The following is a 22,606-nucleotide window of genomic DNA, read 5'->3' on the forward strand; positions in this document are numbered from 1 at the left end:
GCCGCCGGGGTAGAGTTGGGCACAGTCAGCAGCATCAACCACAGGGAGCACGCGTGGAAATCCGCATCGGCATCGTCAACACCGGCCGCGAACTGAACTTCGAGACCTCCGCCAGCGCCGACGAGGTGCGCGCCAAGGTCACCGCAGCCCTCGAGCAGAGCTCCACGCACCTCGACTTCGCCGACGTGAAGGGCAACTCCTACCTCGTCCCGACCGCGAACCTCGCCTACATCGAGCTGGGCACCGAAGAGTCGCGCCGCGTCGGCTTCGTCGCCTGACCCGCGATGTACATCCTCCTCGCACTCATCGGCGCGTGCGTGCTCGGCATCGCCGCGCACTACCTGATCGGCGGACGTGAGCTGCGCGGCGTCGCCGTCACTCCGGCGATCGCGACCGCAGTCGCCGCTCTGGTCTACACAGGCCTGCAGTGGGCCGGTGTCGGCGAAGGCAGCATCTGGCTGTGGCTGGCGAGCGTTCTCGGCTCCGCGGTGATCGCCGCCCTCGCGACGATCGTGCTCGTCCGCGTCCGCACCGGTCGGGACGCCGAGGCCAGGGCTGCGCTCGGCATCTGAACCGGTGGACAGACGCCGGACCCTCTTCTGGATCCGCCTCTGCATCGTCGTGATGATGCTGGGGCTGATCGTCAGCGGCGTCACGGCGTTCCCGCTGCGCGAGGAGCTCGGACTCGCGTCGGGCTTCCTGCGCGACTCCCCCGTCGCCGCATGGTTTCCCGACGCCGTCGCCTGGGTCGAGCGGGTGTCGCAGGCGCTCGTCGACGTCGGCGACCGCTATCCGTTCATGTCGTACGGCACCGATTGGTTGGCGTTCGCGCACCTGGTCATCGCGGTCGTCTTCATCGGCCCGCTGATCGACCCCGTGCGCAACATCTGGGTCATCCAGTTCGGCGTGATCGCCTGCGCCGGCATCATCCCGCTCGCGCTCATCGCCGGTGGGATCCGGGGCATCCCGCTCGGCTGGCAGCTCATCGACATGTCGTTCGGGGTGATCGGGGTGATCCCGATGGTCATCGCCTGGCGGCTCACCCGTCGGCTGGAGTGCGCCACGGAGTGACGGCACGACGACGTCGTCAGGATGCGAGGCCCATCGCGTCCATCCTGCGGGCGTGCGCGCCCATGAGCTCCGTGTAGACGGGCTCGATCCTCTCGTCGTCTGCGGCGGCGAGTCTCTCGGGGCGCAGCGCCGAGCGGCAGACCAGGATCGTGTCCCCGACGAGTCGTCTGGCCCACATCGACAGCAGCGAACGCCACTCCTCGTCGCTCTCGATCGTCTCCTGGATGATCGCGACGATCTCGTGGCGCGCGTCGTCCTCGCTGAGGATCGTCCGCACCTTCTCGCCGATGTCTCCGTAGCTCGACGCCAGCGCGAGGTAGAAGTCGTCCAGCATGCCCGCGGTGATGTAGACGGCCAGCATCGTCTCGCGAGGGCGGGCGCCGATCGTCTTGCGACGGAACGCGTCGAGGTTCTCGCGGAACGGGAGCATGAGCTGCGTGGGATCCTCACCGCGTTCGGAGATGAGGTCCACGATCGCCCGATGCTTCGTGAGGGTCGCCCCCGCGGCGCGGGACAGCGACTCCTTCTCGGAGAGCTCGGGGGTGGCGCGGATCAGACGGGTGAGCGTCTCGAAGTAGCCGAGCTGCAGGTAGGCCGCCTGCCCGAGGAAGCGATTCAACTCGGGTGCGAGCTCGGCGAAGTCGACGCGCGTCGCACCGCCCTGATCGCCCCTGCTGCGCAGCGCGAGGGTGCGACGAGGAGCCCTGCTCCGATTCCAGAACCAATTGACCACGGATGCTCCCCAACCGATCGACTACGGGATCACACTACTCGGGGAGAAGCCATCCCGAGGGTCGGAGCACGCCTCGGGTAGGCTGGTCCCGTCCCCGCCGTCGGAGCGGGGCCCCGCGCCTGTGGCACAAGAGACGGCGTGGATCCGTGACGAGGCGACTCTCCATGTCGCCGGACAGGCATCTGAACACAGTGACAACTTTCTCTGATCTAGGAATCGATCAGGACATCGTCGACGCACTCGCCGCAAAGGGCATCGTCGACGCGTTCCCCATCCAGGAGCAGACCATTCCGCTCGGCCTTCCCGGCCAGGACATCATCGGGCAGGCGAAGACCGGTACCGGAAAGACCTTCGGCTTCGGCATCCCCGTCGTCCAGCGACTCGGCCAGAACCCCGAGCACGGCGTCAAGGCGCTCATCGTGGTGCCCACCCGCGAGCTCGCGGTGCAGGTGTACGAGGACATCGATCTGCTCACCAGCAACCGCTCGACCAGCGTCGTGGCCATCTACGGCGGCAAGGCCTACGAGGGTCAGATCGACCAGCTCAAGGCCGGCGCGCAGATCGTGGTCGGCACCCCCGGTCGGCTCATCGACCTCGCGGGCCAGCGCCTCCTCGACCTGTCGAACGCGACCGAGGTCGTGCTCGACGAGGCCGACAAGATGCTCGACCTCGGCTTCCTCGCCGACATCGAGAAGATCTTCCAGAAGGTCCCGGCGGTGCGGCACACGCAGCTGTTCTCGGCGACCATGCCCGGGCCGATCGTCGCCCTCGCACGCCGATTCATGAACAACCCGATCCACATCCGCGCCACCGATCCCGACGAGGGCCTCACCCAGGCCAACATCAAGCACCTCGTCTACCGCGCGCACTCGCTCGACAAGGACGAGGTCATCGCCCGTATCCTCCAGGCCGAGGGCCGCGGCAAGACCGTGATCTTCACCCGCACCAAGCGTGCGGCGCAGCGTCTGGTCGACGAACTGGGCGACCGCGGCTTCAACGTCGGCGGCGTGCACGGCGACATGGGTCAGGATCAGCGCGAGCGCTCGATGGCGGCGTTCAAGGCAGGGAAGAAGGACGTGCTCGTCGCGACCGACGTCGCGGCACGAGGCATCGACGTCGACGACGTGACCCACGTCATCAACCACACGATCCCCGATGAGGACAAGACGTACCTGCACCGCGCCGGTCGTACCGGTCGCGCGGGCAAGACCGGTATCGCGGTCACCTTCGTCGACTGGGAGGACCTGCACAAGTGGGCCCTCATCAACCGGGCGCTCGAGTTCGGTCAGCCGGAGCCCGTCGAGACGTACTCGTCGAGCCCGCACCTCTACAGCGACCTCGACATCCCCGCCGGCACCAAGGGCCGCCTGGTGACGGCCCCCAAGGCCGAGAAGCCGGCACGGGCTCCGCGCCCCGAGCGTGCGGCGGATGCCGCGGCCGAGGGCACCGACGAGGGCGGCACCCGCCGCCGCCGTCGTCGCCGCGGCGGTTCGGCGGCCGTCGGGTCGACCTTCGCCGAGGGCGCGACGGAGCCGTCGTCATCCGCGTCCGACTCCGGTCAGTCCGCCGATCGCGGCGCCGAGGGCGCCGGAACTCACGACGGCGCAGGCAAGGAGCATCACGACGGCAAGCCGGCACCCGCTCGTCGCCGCCGCCGCCGTCGCGGTGGTTCCGGTGGAACCGGAGCAGCGCCGGTCACCGGCGCCTGAACGATCTCAGAAGGGGCGGATGCTGCGGCATCCGCCCCTTCGTCGTTCCCGACCGGCCCCGCCGGCGGCGCAGGGGGATACACCCAGGTGACCATCACCACCGAGATGATCATCAGCAGGAACCATGAGCTGAGCTTGCTCAACGACACCGGTTGCCAGGACTCGACCTGGTCGGGATAGGCCCAGGCGCCTGCCCAGGTGCCGATGTTCTCCGCGATGTAGATGAAGGCGGCGACGCCCGCGAACACGGCGATCAGGGGAAGTCGCAGTGTGCGACGCCACACGCGCGCATGCATGATCGTCGGCGACCAGAGCAGCACGATGCACACGACGAGCACCCAGCGCAGATCCCAGAACCAGTGGTGGGTGAAGAAGTTCGCGTAGATCGCGACGGCGAGGACCGTCGTCAGCCAGCGTCGGGGGTAGCGCGTGAATCCCAGATCGAACAGGCGGTGCACTCTCACCATGTACGACCCCACCGCCGCGTACATGAAGCCGCTGAAGAGGGGAACGCCGCCGATGCGAAGAATCCCGTCCGCGGCATACGCCCATGACCCGACGTCCGTCTTGAAGAGCTCCATCGCGGTGCCGGTCAGGTGGAACAGCACGATCACCCAGAGCTCGCGGCCCGTCTCGAGACGGAACGCGAGCATGGCGATCTGGATCGCCACCGCGGTGAGGGTCAGCGCGTCGTTTCTGGCGAGCGCCGCGTCATCCGGGTACCAGAGCCGTGCGGCGACGATCGCCAGCAGGAGCGCCGCCCCGAAGACGCATGCCCACGCCTGCTTGAGCACGAACACCGAGAACTCGACGACCCCCGCACGGAAGCCGTCGATCGGGGCGCCCTGGAGGATGCGGTGAGCGACCGCGTCGATGCGCTGCTCGAGTGATGTCGCCCGTTGCATGTGTCGAACAGTAGGGGCCGTGATCGACAAGCGGCCGGGAGAATCCCGACAGGACGCCCAGATTCACGGGTAGCGCGGTGTGGTACCCGTTGCGCGGGCGATGAGCCGCGCCACCATCTCGTCGGAGGTGGTGTTCTCCCCCGGCCGGTTCGGCTTGCCGGTGCCGTGGTAGTCGCTCGACCCGGTCACGATGAGGTCATGGGCTGCGGCGATCTCGTGCAGCATCCTCTTGCCCGCGGCCGTGTTCTCCCGATGATCGATCTCGAAGCCGCCGAGCCCCGCGCCGATCAGACGCTCGATGTAGGGAACGGGCATCATCCGATCTCGTCCGGACGTCACGGGATGCGCGATGATCGCGACCCCTCCTGCCTCCGTGATGAGCCGCACGGCGGTGAGCGGGTCCGGCGCGTAGTGCGGCTCGTAGTAGCCCTCCCTCGGGTGCAGGATGCCGTCGAACGCCTCCGTGCGGTCGCGCACGATGCCGCGGGCGACCAGGGCGTCGGCGATGTGCGGCCTCCCCACCGTCGCGTCCTCCGTGGTCTGCGCGAGCACGTCGTCCCAGTGCAGGTCGTAGTCGCGGCCGATGCTGCGGACGATCCTCTCCGCACGACCGATCCGGTCGTCGCGGATGCGATCGGTCTCAGCGCGGAGTGCCGGATCCGCCGGGTCGAACAGGTAGCCCAGCACATGCACGCTGCGCCACTCGTGCTTGGCCGACAGCTCCATCCCCGGGATGAAGGTCATGCCCAGCGCGACGGCGGCGTCACCGGCCTCCTGCCACCCGGTCGTGCGGTCGTGATCGGTGAGGGCCGCGGTCCGGACGCCATGGGCGTGGGCCTGTCGCATGACCTCCGCTGGCGCCTCCGTGCCGTCCGACTGATTCGAGTGGAGGTGCAGGTCGGCGGGACCGGCGAACGATGAGGCCATCCTCCGAGCGTACCGAGCCGCGACGGCCCGAGGCTCGCGCCGCGGCAGGGACTTCCCAGACACGGCTCATAGGCTGGGAGGGATGCTTCGACTACTGGGGATCCTGTTCACCGCGCTGCTCGCGATCGCGACGGCGATCGCCGTGTGGCCGCAGTTCTTCCGACTCGAGCAGACCTTCCCGTTCGCGCAGATCGTCGCCGCTCGCGGCGTCGTGCTCGGGGCGCTGCTCCTCATCGCCATGCTCTCGCTGCTGCTCCTGTTCGCGCGGCCGCTGCGGGGTTTCGCGGCGTCCGTCCTCATCGTCGCGCTGCTGGGCGCCGGCGCGACCGGAGCGATCGGCATGAGCCGGGGCTTCGGCGGCGACACCCTCCCCGCCGCGACGGAGTCGAGCGTGCGGGTCCTGAGCTGGAACACCGCGGGCGAGGTCGTCCCGGCGGAGACGATCGCACGGCAGATCCTCGACAGCGGGGCCGACGTCGTCGCCCTCCCCGAGACCACGGAGGCCGTCGGAGAGCAGATCGCGATCATGCTGCGCGCGCAGGGGCATCCGATGTGGGTGCACAACGTGCAGTACAAGCCCGACGTCGTGGACGGCCCGAAGTCGTGGCAGACGACGGTCCTGGTCTCCCCCGACATGGGCGAGTACTCGGTGATCGAGTCGTCGACAGACGGCACCAGCAACACGGCACAGGTGCCCAGCGTCGTCCTCATGCCCATCGACGGCACAGGGCCGACCATCGTCGCCGTGCATGCAGTCGCTCCTCGCAGGGAGGAGATGGGACAGTGGCGCAGCGATCTGCAGTGGATCGCCGATCAGTGCCCGCAGGGCGATGTCATCCTCGCCGGCGACTTCAACGCCACGATCGACCACATGGCGTCGCTCGGCACAGGCGGAGGCGACCTGGGCTACTGCCGGGACGCCGCGTCGCGCACCGGCAACGGCTTCAGCGGCACCTGGCCCAGCTCGCTCCCCGAGCTGCTGAGCGCGCCCATCGACCACGTCATGGCCTCGCAGAACTGGACGCCCACCGGATCGTCCGTCATCGGCGACGCCGCAGGGAGCGATCATCGCGGTCTCGTCGTGCAGCTCGAACCCGCGGGCTGAGCCGAGACGAATCGCCGCCCTGCACCGCCGACCGCCCTCGGCCACGAGACGAATCGTCTGCGCCTCCTTCCGGCGACCCGTGCGGCGCGACGAAACAGCCCGCGCAGTGACAGACTTGAGGGATGAACACCGGAGAACGCGACACGATCGCCGAGACCAGCGCCGAGACCGTCATCGAGAACAGCACCACGAACCGCAAGCAGCCGTTCCCGCAGGGCTTCCTCGACACCATCTCCACCGGATGGGCCGAGCGCCCCGAGTCGTTGCCGGCCGCGCGGGCGCAAGCTCCGTACGCGGCCGCTCGCCGTGCGGCCGTGTCCGCGGCGTTCCCCGGGAAGCGCCTCGTGATCCCCGCAGGATCCCTCAAGCAGCGCAGCAACGACACGGACTACGTGTTCCGCGCGCACTCCGCGTTCGCGCACCTCACCGGGTGGGCGTCCGACTCCGAGCCCGACTCGGTGCTCGTGTTCGAGCCGACGGATGCCGGCCACGACATCACCCTGTACTTCCGTGAGCGCGCCGACCGCACGACGACGGAGTTCTACGCCGATGCCACGATCGGCGAGTTCTGGATCGGCCCCCGACCGGCCCTCGCCGGTGTCGCCGCCGATCTCGGCATCGCGACCGATCACCTGGACGCCTTCGCCGCCGGAGCGGACGACCTCACGCTCGGCGATTCCGACGAGCTCGACCGCTTCGTATCCGAGCTGCGCCTCATCAAGGACGAGTTCGAGATCGCCGAGATGCGCCGAGCGGTCGAGATCACGGCGAACGGCTTCGACGACATCATCCGCGCACTCCCCCAGGCCACCGCTCACGCCCGCGGCGAGCGCGTCGTGGAGGGCGTCTTCCACCGCCGTGCACGCGAGGACGGCAATGGCGAGGGCTACGACACGATCGCCGCATCCGGACCCCACGCCTGCTACCTGCACTGGACCCGCAACGACGGAGCCGTCGTGCCGGGAGACCTGATCCTCGTCGACGCCGGAGTCGAAGCCGACAGCCTCTACACGGCGGACATCACCCGCACGCTGCCCGTCTCCGGAACCTTCAGCGAGGTGCAGCGCCGCGTCTACGAGACGGTACGCGAGGCGGCCGACGCCGCCTTCGCCGCCGCGCAGATCGGCGTGCCGTTCCGCGAGGTGCACGGCGCGGCGATGAAGGTCATCGCCGCCCGCACCGCCGAGTGGGGCCTGCTCCCCGTGACCGCCGAAGAGGCGCTGGACGCGGATGCCGGTGGCCAGCACCGCCGCTACATGGTCCACGGCACCTCGCACCACCTCGGCATCGACGTGCACGACTGCGCCCAGGCCCGCCGCGAGATGTACTACGACGGCATCCTGGCGCCGGGCATGGTCTTCACGATCGAGCCCGGCCTGTACTTCCAGATCGACGACCTCACGGTGCCCGCCGAGTACCGCGGCATCGGCGCGCGCATCGAGGACGACATCCTCATGACGGAGGACGGACCGGTCAACCTCTCCGCCGACATCCCCCGCACCGCCGACGAGATCGAGGCGTGGATCGCGCGCGTCCAGGCCTGAGCACCTGCACCGCACACGGAAGACCGCCCGGGTTCCGGATGATTCGCGAGAATCTGTCCGGAACCCGGGCGGTCTTCCGCATCTCGGAGTGGGGTCGGCGACCGGATGCCGTGCGCACAGGACCCTCGGGGCAGAGGTGGTGGGACTGGTCATTCGGGCGGCAGGATGCCCGGAGGCTCAGGGCGCCTCGGCGACGATCTCGACCTTGAACCCCGCGGCGTTCTCGATCCATCCGGCGTAGTGGTCGGGACCGCCCGCGTGCGGGTAGCGCTCGGAGTAGAGCGGGGTCCAGCCGCGCCCAGGGGCCTCTCGCATGACGGCATCCACCTCCGCTCTCGTCCCGCCGAGGAAGGCGAGGTGGTTCACGCCCGAGCGGCGCCGGTCGTGCGCGGCATCCGCAAGGTTCGGTGAGGTCGTCAGGGTGATGTAGGCGCCGCCGTCTCCCCAGCTGGCTCCCCCCGGCCACTGCGCCGTCACGGCATAGCCGAGCCGTTCGAGCAGCCAACCCCACGAGGAGATCGCTCCGTCGAGGTCGTCGACCCAGACTTCGATGTGATGCAGTCCGCTCATCGCCACCTCCTGATCGTCCGTGCTCCGCCCCTCAGGCATGCTAGCTCCCCGCGAAACCCCTCCGAGTTCCGGAAGACACCCCGAGATCCGGAGAGATCGGCACGGATCTGCCGGAACCGGGGCGAAGCGCCGCAGTTCAGCCGGGAATCGGACATTCGGACCCGCGCCAGAACCCATCCCGGGGCCCGGTCACCAGGCCCCGGAGATCCGTGACTGCCGTCAGACGCTGACCGGCGCCCCGCGTCGGGCGAGCGCCGCGGCCATCTGCTGCACGGCCTGCACGATGATCGGGCGCGGCGTGGCCAGGATGAACCGCAGGAATCCGTCACCCGGCGCCCCGCACGCGTTGCCGTCGGTGAGCGCGACCCCCGCGTGCTCGCGGAAGAAGTCGGCGGGCGACCCGTCGATGCCGAGACCGCGCGCATCGAGCCAGGCGATGTAGCTCCCCTCCGCAGGGGTGTAGCCGATCTCGGGGATGTGTGCGGCGAGCAGCTCGCCCAGCAGCCGACGGTTGCCGTCGAGGTAGGCGTGCGTGTCGGCGAGCCACTCCCGCCCGTCGTCGTAGGCCGCGGTGTTCGCGATGATCCCGGGGTTGCTCGCGAGCAGTTCGTTGCGCGTCACGACGGGTGTGGCCCAGACAGCGGCATCCGCGTCGTTGCTGAGGATCACCTGCGCGGCTTTCAGACCGGGCAGGTTCCACGCCTTCGACGCGCTCGTCGACGTGATGGTGTGGTTCGCGGCGGCCTCGCTGATGCTCGCGTACGGGATGTGCACGTGCGGCGCGAACACCAGCGGGGCGTGGATCTCGTCGGAGAACACGCGTCCGCCGTGCCGCTCCACGATCTCCGAGATCGCCAGCAGCTCCTCGCGCGTGAACACGCGCCCCACGGGGTTGTACGGGTTGCACAGGATGAGCATCCCGCCGCCGTCGGCGAAGGCCCTGTCCAGTCCGTCGAGGTCGAACACGTACCTGCCGTCCTGGACCAGCAGCGGGACCTCGACGATCTCGCGGTCGTGCATCGGCGGGATCTTCAGGAACGGCATGTACGCCGGGGTCGGCAGGATGATCTTCGACCCGGGCGCGGTGAAGTGATCGATCGTGGCGCGCATCGCGATGAGCACGTCGCCGACCGGGCGGATGCGCTCTGCGGGGACCTTCCAGCCGTAGGAATCGTCGAGGAAGCGCGCACACGCGTCTGCCATCGCGTCGACGAGGGCGGGAGTGGGATACCCGACGAGGGCCCCGACAGACCCGGTCAGCGCGTCGCTGATCGCGGGCGCGACACCGAAGTCCATCTCGGCGATGAACGCGCCGATGGCGTCAGGATAGGTCGACCACTTGAAGCTGCCGGTCTGCCGGAGCTGGTCGATGCCGATCGCGTCGTAAGCGTGTGAGGTGCCCATACGCCTCCATGCTCTCAGCGCCCCGCGAACTCCGATACGAATGTGACCAATGATGACCCGATATCGGATGCCTCGCGCCGGTGACCCTTGATCTCGAAGGTGTGCCCGCCGCCCTCGATCCAGACGACGCGCGCGTCCTGACAGGTCGCGACCACCTCGTCGAACTGCGACACCGGCTGGATGAAGGGGTCGTTCGTCCCCTCGATGAACAGCTGGGGAACCGCGATCGCCGGCAGATGCTCCGCGCGCGGCTTCTCCGGCTTGCCCGGCGCGTGCAGCGGGTACCCGAGGTAGACGAGACCGTCCACCGTCATCCCTTCCGCGACCGCCATCGACGCCATCCGTCCGCCGTAGGACTTGCCCGCAGCCCAGATCGCCGCCTCGGGGTCAGCCGATCGCGCGAAGTCGACCACCGCGTTCCAGGTCGCGATCGCATGAGCGGCAGGACCGGGCATCCGCCGCCCCTGCTCGACGTAGGGGAAGTTGAAGCGCAGCGTGGAGAATCCCCGCTCGTGCAGCCCGGAGGCGAAACCGGTCAGGAACGGATGGTCCTTGCCCGTGCCTGCACCGTGCGCGATGACGACCGTCGCCCCGTTCGTGCCCTGATCCCAATCGGCCGACACGGTCGTGACCCCGGTCGGCAGCTCGACCTCGATCGCGACCGTCACGAGGCCGCGCTCACTGCTTCGGCTCGGCCTGCTCGCCGTCCTGCTGCACGGGAGCCTCGGACGCATCACCCTCGATCTGCGGCGCCGCGACGGACTCATCCGCAGGTGCGGCCGCTGCCGACTCCGCGGCGGGTGCGGCATCGGCGGGGACGGCGTCCTGCGGCACCGGGTCGGCGGGCCGCGGCGGGATCACCGGCGCGGCGGGCGCCGCAGGGGCCGCACCGGCGGCCGGGATCCGCTCGCCGTACCTGGGCGGCTCGTCGAGGTTCACCGGGGGCCGAGCGACGGTCGTCTGACGCACGGCGCCGAGGACCTTGCGCGCCTTGGCGACGGATGCGGGCAGCACGGTGACCTCGTAGTGGTCGGCCGCGAACTGGGTGACGCTCGCGAAGTCGCGCCGGCGGCGGACGATCGCATAGGTCACCAGGCTGAGCAGCATCCCTAGTGCGACGCCGATGAAGACGAAGCCGACGAAGAGCTGGATCGGCACGTCGGGGTTGCCGAGCACGAGGATCGCCGAGAGGAAGAGTCCGATGAGCACGCCGTTGATCGCCCCCGAGCGCGCGGCTGCGGCGTAGCCGAGGCGGCCGGTGATGCGCTCGACGGTGCGGACGCTCTGGCCGATGATGGCGATGTCGCGCGCCGGCACCTCCTCGGCGATGAGTTTCGACACCGTCTTCTGCGCGCTCTCGTAGTCGCGCACCGAGGCGACGACCTCGCCGGTGTCGTTGCTGCCTGCCGGACGGTTCAACATGCTCATCCGGCCATTGTTCCATGCCCCTCTGGGCGCTGGCTCTGCGCGGCGAACCGGGGCCGCTCACACGGAGGCGCGCACTACGCTGGACGGGTGAGCACACAACGGGTATTCGCCGCGCGCCTGGCAGGCTGCGCCGTCTTCGACCCCGTGGGCGACCGGCTCGGCAAAGTCCGTGACGTCGTCATCGTGTACCGAAGTACCGCCGCCCCGCGCGTGATCGGTCTCGTGGTGGAGATCCCCGGCCGCAGGCAGGTGTTCCTCTCGATCGGACGCGTCACCTCGATCCGCGCCGGCCAGGTCATCAGCACCGGCCTCATCAACGTGCGCCGGTTCTCCCCGCGCGCCGGTGAGGTGCGCGTGCTCGCCGAGCTGCTGGGCAGACGCGTCAGCCTCGTCGACGGCAGCGGCACCGCCGTGATCGAGGACGTCGCGATCGAGCCGAACCGCCTCGGCGAGTGGGCCATCAGCCAGCTGTTCCTCCGCAGGCCGAAGACCAGCGCCTCCCCCTTCGCGAAGGGGCCGACCACGTTCGCCGCATGGAGCGAGGTGTCGGAGGAACGCGCACCCGGCGAGTCCCAGTCGGCGGAGCAGCTGGTCGCCTCGTACTCCGAGCTGCACGCGGCCGACCTCGCCACGACGCTGCTCGACCTGCCTCAGCAGCGTCTGATCGAGGTGGCGGAGGAGCTCTCCGACGACCGCCTCGCCGACGCCCTCGAGGAGATGCCCGAAGACGATCAGGTCGACATCCTCGATCGCCTGGGCGACGAGCGCGCCGCCGACGTCCTCGACGAGATGGAGCCCGACGACGCGGCCGACCTCCTCGCCCAGCTCCCGCCCGAGCGTCTGGAGCACCTGCTGGCCCTGATGGAGCCGGAGGAGGCCGAGGACGTCAGGATGCTGCTGCGCTACGGCCCCGACACGGCGGGCGGTCTGATGACGCCCGAGCCGATCATCCTCTCGGCCGACGCGACGGTCGCCGAGGCGCTCGCGCTGATCCGACGTCACGAGCTGCACCCCGCCCTCGCCGCCGCGGTGTTCGTGACCCTCCCGCCGTTCGAGACACCAACCGGTCGCCTGCTCGGCGTCGTGCACTTCCAGCGCATGCTGCGCTATCCCCCGCACGAACGCCTCGGCGCGATCGTCGACGACAGCCTCGAACCCGTCCCCGTCACGGCGTCCGCCGCCGAGGTGGCGAGGATGCTCGCCAGCTACGACCTCGTGTCGCTTCCGGTCATCGACGCCGCCCACCGCCTCGTCGGAGCGATCAGCGTCGACGACGTGCTCGACTACCTGCTGCCCGACGACTGGCGCACGCACGACGACGACGAGCAGCCGGCGAAGGAGGTGCGCTGATGGCGAAGAACAACGCCAGGCTCGACGCCCCCCTCGGCCGCGGCGCGGTTCGCCAGAAGCCCGTCTCGCGCGACCGCTTCGGCCGCTTCACCGAGTGGATCGCGCGGGCGATGGGCACACCCGCGTTCCTTCTGCTCCTGAGCCTGTTCTGCGTGCTCTGGATCGGCTGGAACACGCTGATGCCCGACAGCGTCCGCTTCGACGACGCCGCGCTCGGGTTCACCGCACTGACCCTGATGCTGTCTCTGCAGGCCTCCTACGCGGCTCCGCTCATCCTGCTCGCGCAGAACCGGCAGGACGACCGGGACCGCGTGCAGATCGAGCAGGACCGACAGCGCGCCGAGCGCAACCTCGCCGACACCGAGTACCTCGCCCGCGAGATCGTCGCGCTGCGCATGTCGCTCGAGGAGCGCAACGCGCAGGCCGTCACTCGCGACGTGCTCCGTCAGGAGCTGAAGGCGCTGCTCGCCGAGCTCGAAGACACCCCAGACAAGAAGTCATGACCTCCGCCGACGCGATCCGCTCGGCGGTCTCGGCGGTCACCGACCCCGAGCTGCGCCGCCCGATCGGCGACCTCGACATGGTGCGCGACATCTCGCTCGACGGCACGAGGGCGCAGGTCGCCATCGTGCTCACGATCGTGGGCTGCCCCGCTGCAGCCCGCATCGAGTCGGACGTGCGGGCGGCCGCGGCATCCGTCCCCGGTGTCGACGAGGTCGACGTCGAGGTGGGCGTCATGACACCGGCGGAGCGCAAGGCGCTCACCGAGAAGCTCCGCGACGGCAGGCCCGCGAGGCAGATGCCGTTCGGCCCCGACTCCCTGACCAGGGTCATCCTCGTCTCCAGCGGCAAGGGCGGGGTGGGAAAGTCCACCATGACCGCGAACCTCGCCGTGGCCCTCGCCGAGCAGGGGCTCGCCGTCGGACTGGTCGACGCCGACGTGCACGGCTTCTCGATCCCCGGGCTGCTCGGCATCCCCGCCGGCACGCAGCCGACCCGCATCGACGACCTCATGCTCCCCCCTGTGGCGCACGGGGTGAAGACGATCTCGATCGGCATGTTCCTCCGCGACGGAGAGGCCGTGGTCGCCTGGCGCGGACCGATGCTGCACCGCACGGTGCAGCAGTTCCTCACCGATGTCTTCTTCGGCGATCTCGACATCCTGCTGATCGACATGCCCCCCGGCACGGGCGACATCGCGATCTCGATCGGGCAGATCCTGCCCCACGCCGAGGTCCTCGTGGTCACCACTCCGCAGGCGGCGGCATCCGACGTCGCCATCCGCAGCGGCCTCGTCGCACGCCAGACCGGACAGCGCGTGATCGGCGTCGTCGAGAACATGGCGGCGTTCACGCTGCCGGACGGCTCCGTGCTCGACCTGTTCGGCTCCGGAGGAGGCGCTGCGGTCGCCGACGCGCTCTCGACCGACGGCCAGGTCCCGCTGCTCGCCAGCATCCCGCTCAGCCCTGCGCTGAGGGTCGGCGGCGACGAGGGCGTCCCCGTCGTGATCGGCGATCCGGCGGACGCAGCGGCCATCGCCATCCGCGACCTCGCCCGCTCGCTCACGGAGCAGGGACGCGGACTCGCCGGGCGCTCCCTGCCGATGCGGGTGAGCTGACGAATGAACGGATCCCTCACGGTCGACGAGAGCCTGCTGCGCCGCATGGCACGCGACGCGTCCATCTACTCGCTCACCCGTCCCTGGGCGCTCGTGATGTGGGCGGCCCTCGTCGCGGCCCTGATCACCAGCATCCTGAACCTCGACGCCGCCGGAAGCGGCGCAGGGGCGCTCACCGCCTGGATGCCGGTCGCCGTGACCCTGCTCGGCCTCTACGCCGTCTGGCTGACCGTGGCGTCCGCACGCCGGGCCGTGCGTGCGGCGATGCCCCCGGGGACGGACGTGTGGGTGTCCGTCGGCGACGATGCGCTGAGGATCGGCGCCGCCACCCGCACCTCCACGGTGCCGTACGCCGAGTTCCAGAGCGTCCGCGCCGGACGGGACGCCGTGCTGCTGAAGCTGCGTAAGGCGTCCGTGGTCACCGCCGTGCCCCGCGCGCTCCTCGCCGACGAGGACATCGCGATCCTCCGCGCGAAGATCGGCTGAGTCAGCGGCGCGCCCTGCGTCGGTCGCGCAGCCGCCGCAGCGGGATGACGATGACGACCAGCACCGCGAAGAGCGGGCAGACGACGGCGCCGAAAGCGAGCAGCGTGCCGACCGCGAAGTCGTTCGAACCGGTGCGGCCGAGCCCGATGCTCCCCGTGCCGAACGTGTCTCCCGCGACGAGGTACTCGCCCCCGTAGGTGTCGAGGGAGTCGACGCAGCTCACTTTGTGCGCACCGGCATCCGCGGCGGTGAACTGCGCGAACTGCTCGAATCCCGGGCGCGGATTCATCCACCACACCGTGTCGTCCCAGGTGAGCGCTGGGGGGCCGTGCTGCGTCACGGGGTCTCCATCCGGAGACACGACGGAGCAGTCCACGGTGCCGAATATGACGGAGTGCCCGCTCCCCCAGAGGCCTGCGGATTCGCCGGCCGCGAGTTCCACCGTCATGCTGTCGCCGACCGGAGTCGGAGCAGCCTCACCGACGGACCGGGCGATGGGCAGAACCCAGAGCATCCAGATCAGCACACCCGCGATCGCGCACAGCGCCGCGGCCGCGAACGCGACCTGATCCTTGTGCCTCTGCTGCGTCGACCCGTCGCTCACGTGGCTTCGATGTCGAACGGCGGAAGGCTCGTGCGCGAGAACTCCGGCCTCTCGATCGGCGAACGCGGTGCGGCGGGGGTCGGCTCCGCGAGCGCCGCGGATGCCGCCGCCGCCGGGGCGGGACCGTCGTCGAACAGCGCGTCGCGGATGATGCGGCGCGGGTCGTACTGGCGCGGGTCGAGCTTGCGCCAGTCGACGTCGTCGATCTCCGGACCCATCTCCTCGCGCACCCGCGACTTGGTGTCGCGCAGCATCTCGCCGCCGCGACGGACCAGTTTCGCGAACGCCTCGGCGTAGCGGGGCAGGCGGTCAGGACCCACGATGAGAACCGCGATCAGCCCGATCAGCAGAATCTTCTCGAACGAGATCCCGAGTTGCATCTGTCCAGGCTACCGCCGCGCCTGCCTCTTCGATGCACGCCGACCGCATACCCTGGGAGAAGTCACACCTCAGGCGGGAGAACCAGGGCTATGAGCGAGCACGACGCGAACGCGCGTTTCCTCCGCGAATCCATCGTGGAGCCGACATCCATCGCCCGCGCCCGCGCACACGCGGTCGAGCTCGGCGCCGCGCCCATCAGCGCAGCGGTCGGCTCGCAGATCGCCGTGCTCGCCGCGGCCACCGGCGCCCGGTCGATCGTCGAGATCGGGACGGGAGCGGGAGTCTCCGGGCTCTGGCTGCTGCGCGGAGCCCCCCAGGCGGTGCTCACGTCGATCGACAACGAGCCGGAGCATCTTGCTGCGGCACGTCAGGCGTTCGCCGATGCGCGCATCCCCGCGACCAAGGCGCGATTCATCACCGGACGCGCGGCGGATGTGCTCCCCCGCATGAACGAGGCCTCCTACGACATCGTCCTCGTCGATGCCGACGCGGAGAACGTCATCGACTACGTCGAGCACGGCCTGCGCCTGGTCAGGACGGGCGGCATGGTGCTCGTCCCGCGGATCCTTGCCGGAGGTCGCGTCGCCGACCCCGTGCAGCGCGATGAGGTCACCTCGGCGTACCGCTCGCTCGTCCAGGAGACGCAGGAGTCCTCCGCGGTGCTGGCGACGGTCTCCCCCGCGGGCGAGGGTCTGCTGCAGCTCATCAGCGTCGAAGCCGACTGAGCTACTCTCGCCGCGCGAGCCCCTCCCCGTGCGCGAGCCGTCGCACGTGGCGGGTCGCTGCACACTGAACCCGCCGTTTCCAACGGTTCGACGCGCCGCGCCGCACTCGCGCTGCCCCGAGACGAGGAAGAGGGCGACGGATCCGAAGATCCGTCGCCCTCTTCTCAGAGTTCGAAGTGTGTCAGGCCGGCGTCACGACCGCGGCGAGCACGTCGTGAAGCTCCTTCGCCTCAGCATCGTTCACGGAGACGACCAGGCGTCCGCCTCCCTCGAGCGGGACACGCACGATGATGAGTCGTCCTTCTTTCACGGCCTCCATAGGTCCGTCTCCGGTCCTCGGCTTCATCGCTGCCATCGTGGCTCCTTTTCCTCGGTGGTATGCAATCAGTTTATCGGGTGTCACCGAGCTCGGGATGTCGCCTGTGAAGAAATGCATCAATCATTTACATTCACGGCACCTGCCAGAAGGTGTTCCCGAGCGCGTAGACGTAGTGGATCCAGGTCCATTGACCGGCGAGACAGGCGAGGAGAACCGCCAGACGCCACAGCCGGGATCGCGGTGCCGCCACCGCTCCCCACAGCGGACTCAGCGGGAGCAGCAGCCGGAACGTGCTCGACTGCGGGAAGAAGACCGCGAGGAGATACAGCAGGTAGCTGGCGCTCCAGAGTCTCAGATCGGCGCCCAGCGCACGCACTCTGCGCGCGTAGAGGAGCACGATGCCGGCCGCCACGACGAGAAGAGCCAGGGCGATCGGACCCCAGGACTGCGGCATCCCCCACTGCCCGAACCAGAACTGGGATGCCTGAACCCACCCCTCGAAGGGGATGAAGCCCTCGACGCCGCCGATGATCCAGTTCGAGCGCCAGGCGAGTTCGGTCGCGAGATAGGCTCCGGCATCTCCCGTGGCGATGCCGGCGATCACCTGCCAGGCGAAGCCGCATGCCGTCGCGAGGGCGCCCGCCGCGACGATGTGAAGGATCTCCCTGCTCGGCAGCGGGTCGCTCCGGCGATGGATCCACCGCAGGATGCCGTGCAGACCGAGGTAGAGCGCGAAGGCGAGCACCCCGGGTCGGGTGAACGCCATCAGCGGGATCAGCAGATACAGCAGCGCATATCGTCGGCGGGCGACCGCGTCGAGCGACAGGAACAGAAGCAGGAGGAACAGCGTCTCGGCGTATCCCACCTGGAACATCGCGGCGATCGGTCCCGCCGCGAAGAAGATCACAGCCCAGGTCGCGGCCGAACGACCGATCCTGTCGCGCAGCAGACGGTGCAGCACGAGGCACGCGAAGTACCCGGCCACCAGCGAGATCAGGAAGGCTCCCGCTCCCCAGGAACCGAACGGAAGTCCCACGATCTTCGCCGCATATGCGTACAGGGGCATGAACGCCCAGGTGTTCTCCGCGACATCGCCGGAATCGGTGAGCGGCAGCGTCGATGGGTATCCGAAGTCGGCGACCGACCAGTACCACTGCGCATCCCAGCCGAGCACGAAGGTCCCGAGTCCCGGCTGCGCCCCGAAGCGCGACAGAGACGTGGACTGGGTCGCGGCGACGATCAGGAAGGCGGTCGTGACCAGGCGCGCGACCACATAGATCACGGCGATGCGCGCCGCATGCGGGACGTGCGCCCAGCGGCGCGCCGCGATCAGTGCGAGGTGAGCCATGCGCGCAGTCCGCGCTCGACGGCGTCGATCTGGGCGAGCGGCACCCGCTCCTCGTCGTGGTGGGCGAGGTGCGGATCCCCCGGCCCGTAGTTCACGGCCGGGATGCCGAGAGCCGAGAACCGGGCGACGTCGGTCCAGCCGTACTTCGGCTGCGGCACCGCGCCGACCGCCTCGACGAACTGCTTCGCGATCGGCGCGTCCAGACCGGGACGCGCACCTTCGGCGGCATCCGTGATCTCGACGTCGAACCCGGCGAGCACGCTGCGGATGTGCTCCTCGGCTTCAGCGGCCGATGCGCTCGGCGCGAACCGGTAGTTGACCTCGACCTCGCACGCGTCGGGGATGACGTTGCCGGCGACGCCCCCGGCGATGCGCACCGCGCTGAGGCTCTCCCGGTACAGCAGCCCCTCGACCTCGACCTCGCGCGCCCGGTACTCGGCGAGACGGGAGAGGATCGGCGCCGCCTTGTGGATCGCGTTCTCGCCGATCCACGCTCTCGCCGCGTGGGCGCGGACGCCGTGGGTGCGCACCACGGCGCGCAGCGTGCCGTTGCATCCGCCCTCGACCTCGCCGTTCGACGGCTCACCCAGGATCGCGAAGTCGGCGGCGAAGAGCTCGGGGCGATCGGCGGCGAGCAGCGCGAGGCCGTTCTTCGACGCCTCGACCTCCTCGTTGTCGTACCACATCCACGTGATGTCGACGACGGGATCGGACAGCTCGGCGGCGAGCTTCAGCTGGACGGCCGTGCCCGCCTTCATGTCGACGGTGCCTCTGCCCCACAGGTAGGGCTGCCCGTCGAGCTCGATGTCCTTCGTCGGAACGTTCCCATTGATCGGCACGGTGTCGATGTGGCCGGCGATCGCCACGCGCTGCGCGCGACCGAGATCGGTGCGGGCGACGATCGTGTTGCCGTGGCGGATCACCTCGAGGTGTCCGTACGCGGAGATCGCCGCCTCGATCTCATCGGCGAGGGTCTTCTCATCACCCGAGACGCTGGGGGTGTCGCAGATCGCGCGAGTGAGTTCGACGGAGGACGCGGTCAGATCGAGCACCATGTCACCAGCCTACTCAGCGCGGCATCCACGAGAACTCGGGGCGACACATGCGAGAACCGCCCGGCCGATGGACGCTACCGTTGAACGCATGACTGACGCGCGCACGGTATGGGGTACTGGTCTCACGACGATCGCCGGAGACGGCACCGTTCTGGACGCCTGGTTCCCCGAGGTCGGCACGGGGACGCCGGATGCCGGCGACACCGCGGCCGGACTGATCACGTTCGAGGCGCTGGCGGGTCCGGACGAGCGTCGCAACGTGACCGTTGAGACCGTTCACCTCGTGATCGACCTCGATGCGGCGCCGACCTCGACGGCCGATGCCTACCTGCGCCTGCACGCCCTCTCGCACCTCGTGGTGCGCCCGAACGAGCTCAACCTCGACGGCATCTTCGCCCACCTCCCGAACGTCGCCTGGACCAACGCCGGTCCCGTGCACCCCGACGACGCCAACCGCCTGCGTCCGCTGCTGCAGCGCGCGGGCATCCAGGCCGCCGGGCTCGACAAGTTCCCACGTCTGACCGACTACGTGCAGCCCGCAGGCGTCCGCATCGCGGATGCCTCCCGCGTGCGCCTCGGCGCGCACCTCTCCCCCGGCACCACCGTGATGCACGAGGGCTTCGTGAACTTCAACGCCGGCACTCTCGGCGCATCGATGGTCGAGGGACGCATCTCGCAGGGCGTCGTCGTCGGCGACGGCAGCGACATCGGCGGAGGCGCGTCGATCATGGGCACGCTCTCCGGCGGCGGCGCGCACCGCGTCTCGATCGGTGCACGCACCCTGCTCGGTGCGAACGCCGGCATCGGCATCTCCCTCGGCGACGACTGCGTGGTCGAGGCGGGTCTCTACGTCACCGCCGGCACGAAGATCGTCCTCGTCGACGGTCCCGTGACCGCCGACGGCACGAAGAAGACCGTCAAGGGCGCCGACCTCTCCGGTCAGGACGGCCTTCTCTTCCGGCGCAACTCGCTGAGCGGGGCGGTCGAGGCCGTACGCCGCACCGGCGTCGGCGTCACGCTCAACGATGCCCTGCACGCCTGACACTCGACGCACGAGACGACGCGACGCGCTGATACGGCGCGCGCTCAGCTCACGCCGCCCGGTCACTGATAGACTGGGCGGCGTTGCTCGTACCGCCAGTCGAGCGACGTCGTCGTCGTAACGGGGTCTCCGAGGACCGAAGCGAGCAGAGATCTGCTCCCACAACCAGCAATCAGCCTGGCCTTTTCGAACGGCGAACCGATGCGCTGTCTGCGCCGTCGCCCACCTCATACCCACCTTTATCAGGCTCGCCGTCATACGTGCGCCCTACGGAGCTTTTCTCTATGCCTTCTTTCCTTGAACTCGGCGTGCCCGCCGAACTCGCCGCCGTTCTCGCCGCCTCCGGCAAGACCGAGGCGTTCGCCATCCAGCGCGACACCCTTCCCGACTCCCTCGCCGGACGCGACCTGCTCGGTCGCGGACGCACGGGCAGCGGCAAGACCATCGCCTTCGCCCTGCCCCTCGTCGCCCGCCTCGCTGCCTCCGGCGGCAAGCGCCGCTCCGGCCTCCCGCGCGGACTGGTGCTCGCACCGACGCGCGAGCTCGCCACCCAGATCGCCGCGACCGTCGCCCCGCTCGCCGAGGCTGCCGGCCTCTCCGTCACGACCGTCTTCGGCGGCGTCAGCCAGCGTCCGCAGGAGCAGGCGCTGCGCGGCGGCGTCGACATCGTCGTGGCCTGCCCCGGCCGCCTCGAAGACCTCATGAAGCAGCAGGTCGTGCGCCTCAGCGCGATCGAGGTCACCGTGCTCGACGAGGCCGACCACATGGCCGACCTCGGCTTCCTGCCCGGTGTCACCCGCATCCTCCAGGCGACGCCCGCCGGTGGACAGCGCCTGCTGTTCAGCGCGACGCTGGACCGGGGCATCGACAGCCTCGCCCGCCGTTTCCTCTCGAACCCGGTCAGCCACGAGGTCGACGAGGAGAGCGTGCCGGTCGGCGAGATGACGCACCGCGTGCTCGTCGTCGACTCCACCGAGAACAAGACCACGCTCGTGCGCGACCTCGCGTCGGGCACCGGCCGCCGCATCCTCTTCACCCGCACCAAGCACCAGGCGAAGAAGCTCGCCAAGCAGCTCACCGCCGCGGGCATCCCCGCGGTCGATCTGCACGGCAACCTGTCGCAGAACGCACGTGAGCGCAACCTGGGCGCGTTCTCCTCCGACCCGGTTGACGGCGGCGTGCGCGTGCTCGTCGCGACCGATGTCGCCGCACGCGGCGTGCACGTCGACAACGTCGACCTGGTCGTCCACGTCGACCCGCCCATGGAGCACAAGGCGTACCTGCACCGCTCAGGCCGCACGGCTCGCGCCGGCGCCGCGGGCACTGTCGTGACCGTCGTGCTGCCCGAGCAGCGCCGTGACGTGAAGGACCTCCTGCGCAAGGCCGCGATCACGGCCCCGCTCGAGGAGCTCACGACGGCCGCCGTCACCGAGCTCGTCCCGGAGCGCGCGCCGCATGTGCGCCCCGCACCGGTCCAGCAGCAGCAGCGTCAGGCGCCCAAGCAGCGCCCGGCCGGCGGCGAGAAGAGCGGCGCGGCGAACCCGCCCGCCCGTCGCCGTCGTCGCAGCTCAGGCAGCGGCGCGGGTGGCCAGGGCCAGCCCGCCGGCGCCCGCCAGGGCGGCCAGCGCCAGTCGCAGGGCGGCCAGCGCCGCGGCGGCGCGCCCCGTCAGGGTCGCTGACCCGCACCCTTCCGCATCGACGCCCCATCTGGCCGTCGACGCCCCGCCTGACAGACGTCAGCGCGATGGGGCGTCGATGCGCAGGTGGGGCGTCGGCGTCTGCCCGGGAAGGGGCACGGGCAGGGCCCGGTCAGTGCTGTACAGCCGCGAGGACGGCCGGGTCGGAGCATCCGCTCACGAACCCGGCGAGCCTGCGCCTGATCTCGACGCCGAGGACGCGGGCGCCGATCCACTCGGCCACGGGAGCCAGCCAGCGGGGCCGGCAGGAGAAGTTGTACTTCCAGACCGCGAGCGTCCCCTCCGGGACCTCGGTGAAGCGCCATCCGCCTCCGAGCTTCTCGAAGAACCACGGACCGCGCTCCATCACCATGCCGACGTTGGTCGGCGGAGCGTAGGAGACGTAGCGGCTCACCATGCCGAAGCCGAAGCGCTGGCGGGTGAAAGTCCGCACGCCCTTGGCTGCGGCATCCGCCCCGTCGAGGAGATACTGCTCGCTGATGAAGCGATCCCAGCGTCGCCGGACGGATCCCGTCGTCTGCGACACCGCGAACGCCGTCGCTGGATCGACCGGAACGATCGCCTCCGCGCTGACGACGGGCATCG

Annotated in this window: 26 protein-coding genes; 13 read left to right on the forward strand and 13 right to left on the reverse strand. The window is 69.8% G+C overall.

Annotation, left to right across the window (positions count from 1 at the left end; all coding sequences use genetic code 11):
• Positions 1-53: 53 nt before the first annotated feature.
• From LC438_RS12255 to LC438_RS12265, 3 genes are read left to right on the forward strand one after another with little or no spacing between them, the layout of a single operon-like run.
• Positions 54-278, forward strand: coding sequence for a DUF3107 domain-containing protein (locus tag LC438_RS12255; RefSeq protein ID WP_045259005.1), 225 nt, complete (start codon positions 54-56; stop codon positions 276-278).
• A 6-nt stretch (positions 279-284) separates the two neighbouring features.
• Positions 285-572 (forward strand): hypothetical protein, encoded by a 288-nt coding sequence (locus LC438_RS12260; RefSeq protein WP_105672517.1) that lies wholly within the window; start codon positions 285-287, stop codon positions 570-572.
• Between the two features lie 4 nt (positions 573-576).
• Positions 577-1,071, forward strand: a complete 495-nt coding sequence (locus LC438_RS12265; protein ID WP_223586717.1) for a hypothetical protein — start codon at positions 577-579, stop codon at positions 1,069-1,071.
• A 16-nt stretch (positions 1,072-1,087) separates the two neighbouring features.
• Here the strand turns inward: LC438_RS12265 and LC438_RS12270 are convergent, their stop codons facing one another.
• Positions 1,088-1,804 carry a ferritin-like fold-containing protein gene (locus tag LC438_RS12270; protein WP_105672518.1) on the reverse strand — a complete coding sequence of 239 codons (717 nt, stop codon included), beginning with the start codon at positions 1,802-1,804 and terminating at the stop codon, positions 1,088-1,090.
• Positions 1,805-1,995: 191 nt separating this feature from the next.
• Between LC438_RS12270 and LC438_RS12275 the strand changes: the two genes are divergently transcribed.
• Positions 1,996-3,513 (forward strand): DEAD/DEAH box helicase, encoded by a 1,518-nt coding sequence (locus LC438_RS12275; RefSeq protein WP_223586718.1) that lies wholly within the window; start codon positions 1,996-1,998, stop codon positions 3,511-3,513.
• Here LC438_RS12275 and LC438_RS12280 read toward each other — a convergent pair.
• Complete coding sequence (locus LC438_RS12280; protein WP_223586719.1) at positions 3,423-4,418, reverse strand: DUF817 domain-containing protein; 996 nt, start codon at positions 4,416-4,418, stop codon at positions 3,423-3,425. The genes LC438_RS12275 and LC438_RS12280 overlap by 91 nt on opposite strands.
• A gap of 63 nt (positions 4,419-4,481) precedes the next feature.
• On the reverse strand, positions 4,482-5,345 hold the full coding sequence (locus LC438_RS12285) for a PHP domain-containing protein (protein ID WP_223586720.1): 864 nt from the start codon (positions 5,343-5,345) through the stop codon (positions 4,482-4,484).
• An 82-nt stretch (positions 5,346-5,427) separates the two neighbouring features.
• Here LC438_RS12285 and LC438_RS12290 point away from each other — a divergent pair, with 82 nt between their 5' ends.
• Both LC438_RS12290 and LC438_RS12295 read left to right on the forward strand, forming a co-directional pair.
• Positions 5,428-6,450, forward strand: a complete 1,023-nt coding sequence (locus LC438_RS12290; RefSeq protein ID WP_223586721.1) for an endonuclease/exonuclease/phosphatase family protein — start codon at positions 5,428-5,430, stop codon at positions 6,448-6,450.
• Positions 6,451-6,572: 122 nt separating this feature from the next.
• Positions 6,573-7,994, forward strand: a complete 1,422-nt coding sequence (locus tag LC438_RS12295) for an aminopeptidase P family protein (RefSeq protein WP_105672522.1) — start codon at positions 6,573-6,575, stop codon at positions 7,992-7,994.
• Positions 7,995-8,171: 177 nt separating this feature from the next.
• Here LC438_RS12295 and LC438_RS12300 read toward each other — a convergent pair whose 3' ends face one another.
• The 4 genes from LC438_RS12300 to LC438_RS12315 all read right to left on the reverse strand — a co-directional run bounded on the left by LC438_RS12300 (position 8,172) and on the right by LC438_RS12315 (position 11,396).
• On the reverse strand, positions 8,172-8,564 hold the full coding sequence (locus LC438_RS12300) for a VOC family protein (protein ID WP_223586722.1): 393 nt from the start codon (positions 8,562-8,564) through the stop codon (positions 8,172-8,174).
• Between the two features lie 219 nt (positions 8,565-8,783).
• Positions 8,784-9,968 (reverse strand): MalY/PatB family protein, encoded by a 1,185-nt coding sequence (locus tag LC438_RS12305; RefSeq protein ID WP_223586723.1) that lies wholly within the window; start codon positions 9,966-9,968, stop codon positions 8,784-8,786.
• 14 nt (positions 9,969-9,982) lie between these two features.
• Positions 9,983-10,636, reverse strand: coding sequence for an alpha/beta family hydrolase (locus LC438_RS12310; protein ID WP_223586724.1), 654 nt, complete (start codon positions 10,634-10,636; stop codon positions 9,983-9,985).
• 10 nt (positions 10,637-10,646) lie between these two features.
• Positions 10,647-11,396 (reverse strand): general stress protein, encoded by a 750-nt coding sequence (locus LC438_RS12315; protein WP_223586725.1) that lies wholly within the window; start codon positions 11,394-11,396, stop codon positions 10,647-10,649.
• Between the two features lie 87 nt (positions 11,397-11,483).
• Here LC438_RS12315 and LC438_RS12320 point away from each other — a divergent pair, with 87 nt between their 5' ends.
• Genes LC438_RS12320 through LC438_RS12335 form a run of 4 tightly spaced genes read left to right on the forward strand, consistent with a single transcriptional unit; the run spans position 11,484 to position 14,850 of the window.
• Positions 11,484-12,746, forward strand: a complete 1,263-nt coding sequence (locus LC438_RS12320; protein WP_105672524.1) for a magnesium transporter MgtE N-terminal domain-containing protein — start codon at positions 11,484-11,486, stop codon at positions 12,744-12,746.
• Entirely contained in the window at positions 12,746-13,249 is a 504-nt protein-coding gene (locus LC438_RS12325; RefSeq protein ID WP_105672525.1) for a DUF1003 domain-containing protein, read from the forward strand. Before LC438_RS12320 ends, LC438_RS12325 begins: the two co-directional genes overlap by 1 nt.
• Positions 13,246-14,364 (forward strand): Mrp/NBP35 family ATP-binding protein, encoded by a 1,119-nt coding sequence (locus LC438_RS12330; RefSeq protein WP_223586726.1) that lies wholly within the window; start codon positions 13,246-13,248, stop codon positions 14,362-14,364. Before LC438_RS12325 ends, LC438_RS12330 begins: the two co-directional genes overlap by 4 nt.
• 3 nt (positions 14,365-14,367) lie before the next feature.
• A complete protein-coding gene (locus LC438_RS12335) occupies positions 14,368-14,850 on the forward strand; it encodes a hypothetical protein (RefSeq protein ID WP_105672527.1) in 483 nt (160 codons plus the stop codon).
• 1 nt (position 14,851) lies between these two features.
• On the opposite strand, the gene LC438_RS12340 is transcribed toward LC438_RS12335, so the two are convergent.
• Both LC438_RS12340 and LC438_RS12345 read right to left on the reverse strand, forming a co-directional pair.
• Entirely contained in the window at positions 14,852-15,454 is a 603-nt protein-coding gene (locus tag LC438_RS12340) for a hypothetical protein (RefSeq protein ID WP_105672528.1), read from the reverse strand.
• The gene (locus LC438_RS12345; RefSeq protein ID WP_105672529.1) at positions 15,451-15,834 is read right to left on the reverse strand and encodes a twin-arginine translocase TatA/TatE family subunit; all 384 of its coding nucleotides are present in this window, start codon (positions 15,832-15,834) and stop codon (positions 15,451-15,453) included. Before LC438_RS12345 ends, LC438_RS12340 begins: the two co-directional genes overlap by 4 nt.
• A gap of 90 nt (positions 15,835-15,924) precedes the next feature.
• On the opposite strand from LC438_RS12345, the gene LC438_RS12350 reads away from it, so the two are divergent.
• Positions 15,925-16,560 carry an O-methyltransferase gene (locus LC438_RS12350; RefSeq protein ID WP_105672530.1) on the forward strand — a complete coding sequence of 212 codons (636 nt, stop codon included), beginning with the start codon at positions 15,925-15,927 and terminating at the stop codon, positions 16,558-16,560.
• Between the two features lie 181 nt (positions 16,561-16,741).
• On the opposite strand, the gene LC438_RS12355 is transcribed toward LC438_RS12350, so the two are convergent.
• The 3 genes from LC438_RS12355 to dapE all read right to left on the reverse strand — a co-directional run bounded on the left by LC438_RS12355 (position 16,742) and on the right by dapE (position 19,282).
• Positions 16,742-16,915, reverse strand: coding sequence for a DUF3117 domain-containing protein (locus tag LC438_RS12355; protein WP_067122349.1), 174 nt, complete (start codon positions 16,913-16,915; stop codon positions 16,742-16,744).
• Between the two features lie 94 nt (positions 16,916-17,009).
• Positions 17,010-18,227: a hypothetical protein gene (locus LC438_RS12360; RefSeq protein WP_223586727.1), complete on the reverse strand. Its 1,218-nt coding sequence runs from the start codon at positions 18,225-18,227 to the stop codon at positions 17,010-17,012.
• Complete coding sequence (dapE, locus tag LC438_RS12365; RefSeq protein ID WP_223586728.1) at positions 18,209-19,282, reverse strand: succinyl-diaminopimelate desuccinylase; 1,074 nt, start codon at positions 19,280-19,282, stop codon at positions 18,209-18,211. Before dapE ends, LC438_RS12360 begins: the two co-directional genes overlap by 19 nt.
• Positions 19,283-19,370: 88 nt before the next feature.
• On the opposite strand from dapE, the gene dapD reads away from it, so the two are divergent.
• Positions 19,371-20,324, forward strand: a complete 954-nt coding sequence (gene dapD, locus LC438_RS12370) for a 2,3,4,5-tetrahydropyridine-2,6-dicarboxylate N-succinyltransferase (RefSeq protein WP_223586729.1) — start codon at positions 19,371-19,373, stop codon at positions 20,322-20,324.
• A 284-nt stretch (positions 20,325-20,608) separates the two neighbouring features.
• Positions 20,609-22,003, forward strand: a complete 1,395-nt coding sequence (locus LC438_RS12375) for a DEAD/DEAH box helicase (protein ID WP_223586730.1) — start codon at positions 20,609-20,611, stop codon at positions 22,001-22,003.
• A gap of 130 nt (positions 22,004-22,133) precedes the next feature.
• Here LC438_RS12375 and LC438_RS12380 read toward each other — a convergent pair whose 3' ends face one another.
• Positions 22,134-22,604, reverse strand: a complete 471-nt coding sequence (locus LC438_RS12380) for an SRPBCC family protein (RefSeq protein ID WP_223586731.1) — start codon at positions 22,602-22,604, stop codon at positions 22,134-22,136.
• Positions 22,605-22,606 lie beyond the last annotated feature (2 nt).

It is taken from the genome of Microbacterium sp. OVT16B (genome assembly GCF_019969705.1).
Classification (GTDB): domain Bacteria; phylum Actinomycetota; class Actinomycetes; order Actinomycetales; family Microbacteriaceae; genus Microbacterium; species Microbacterium natoriense.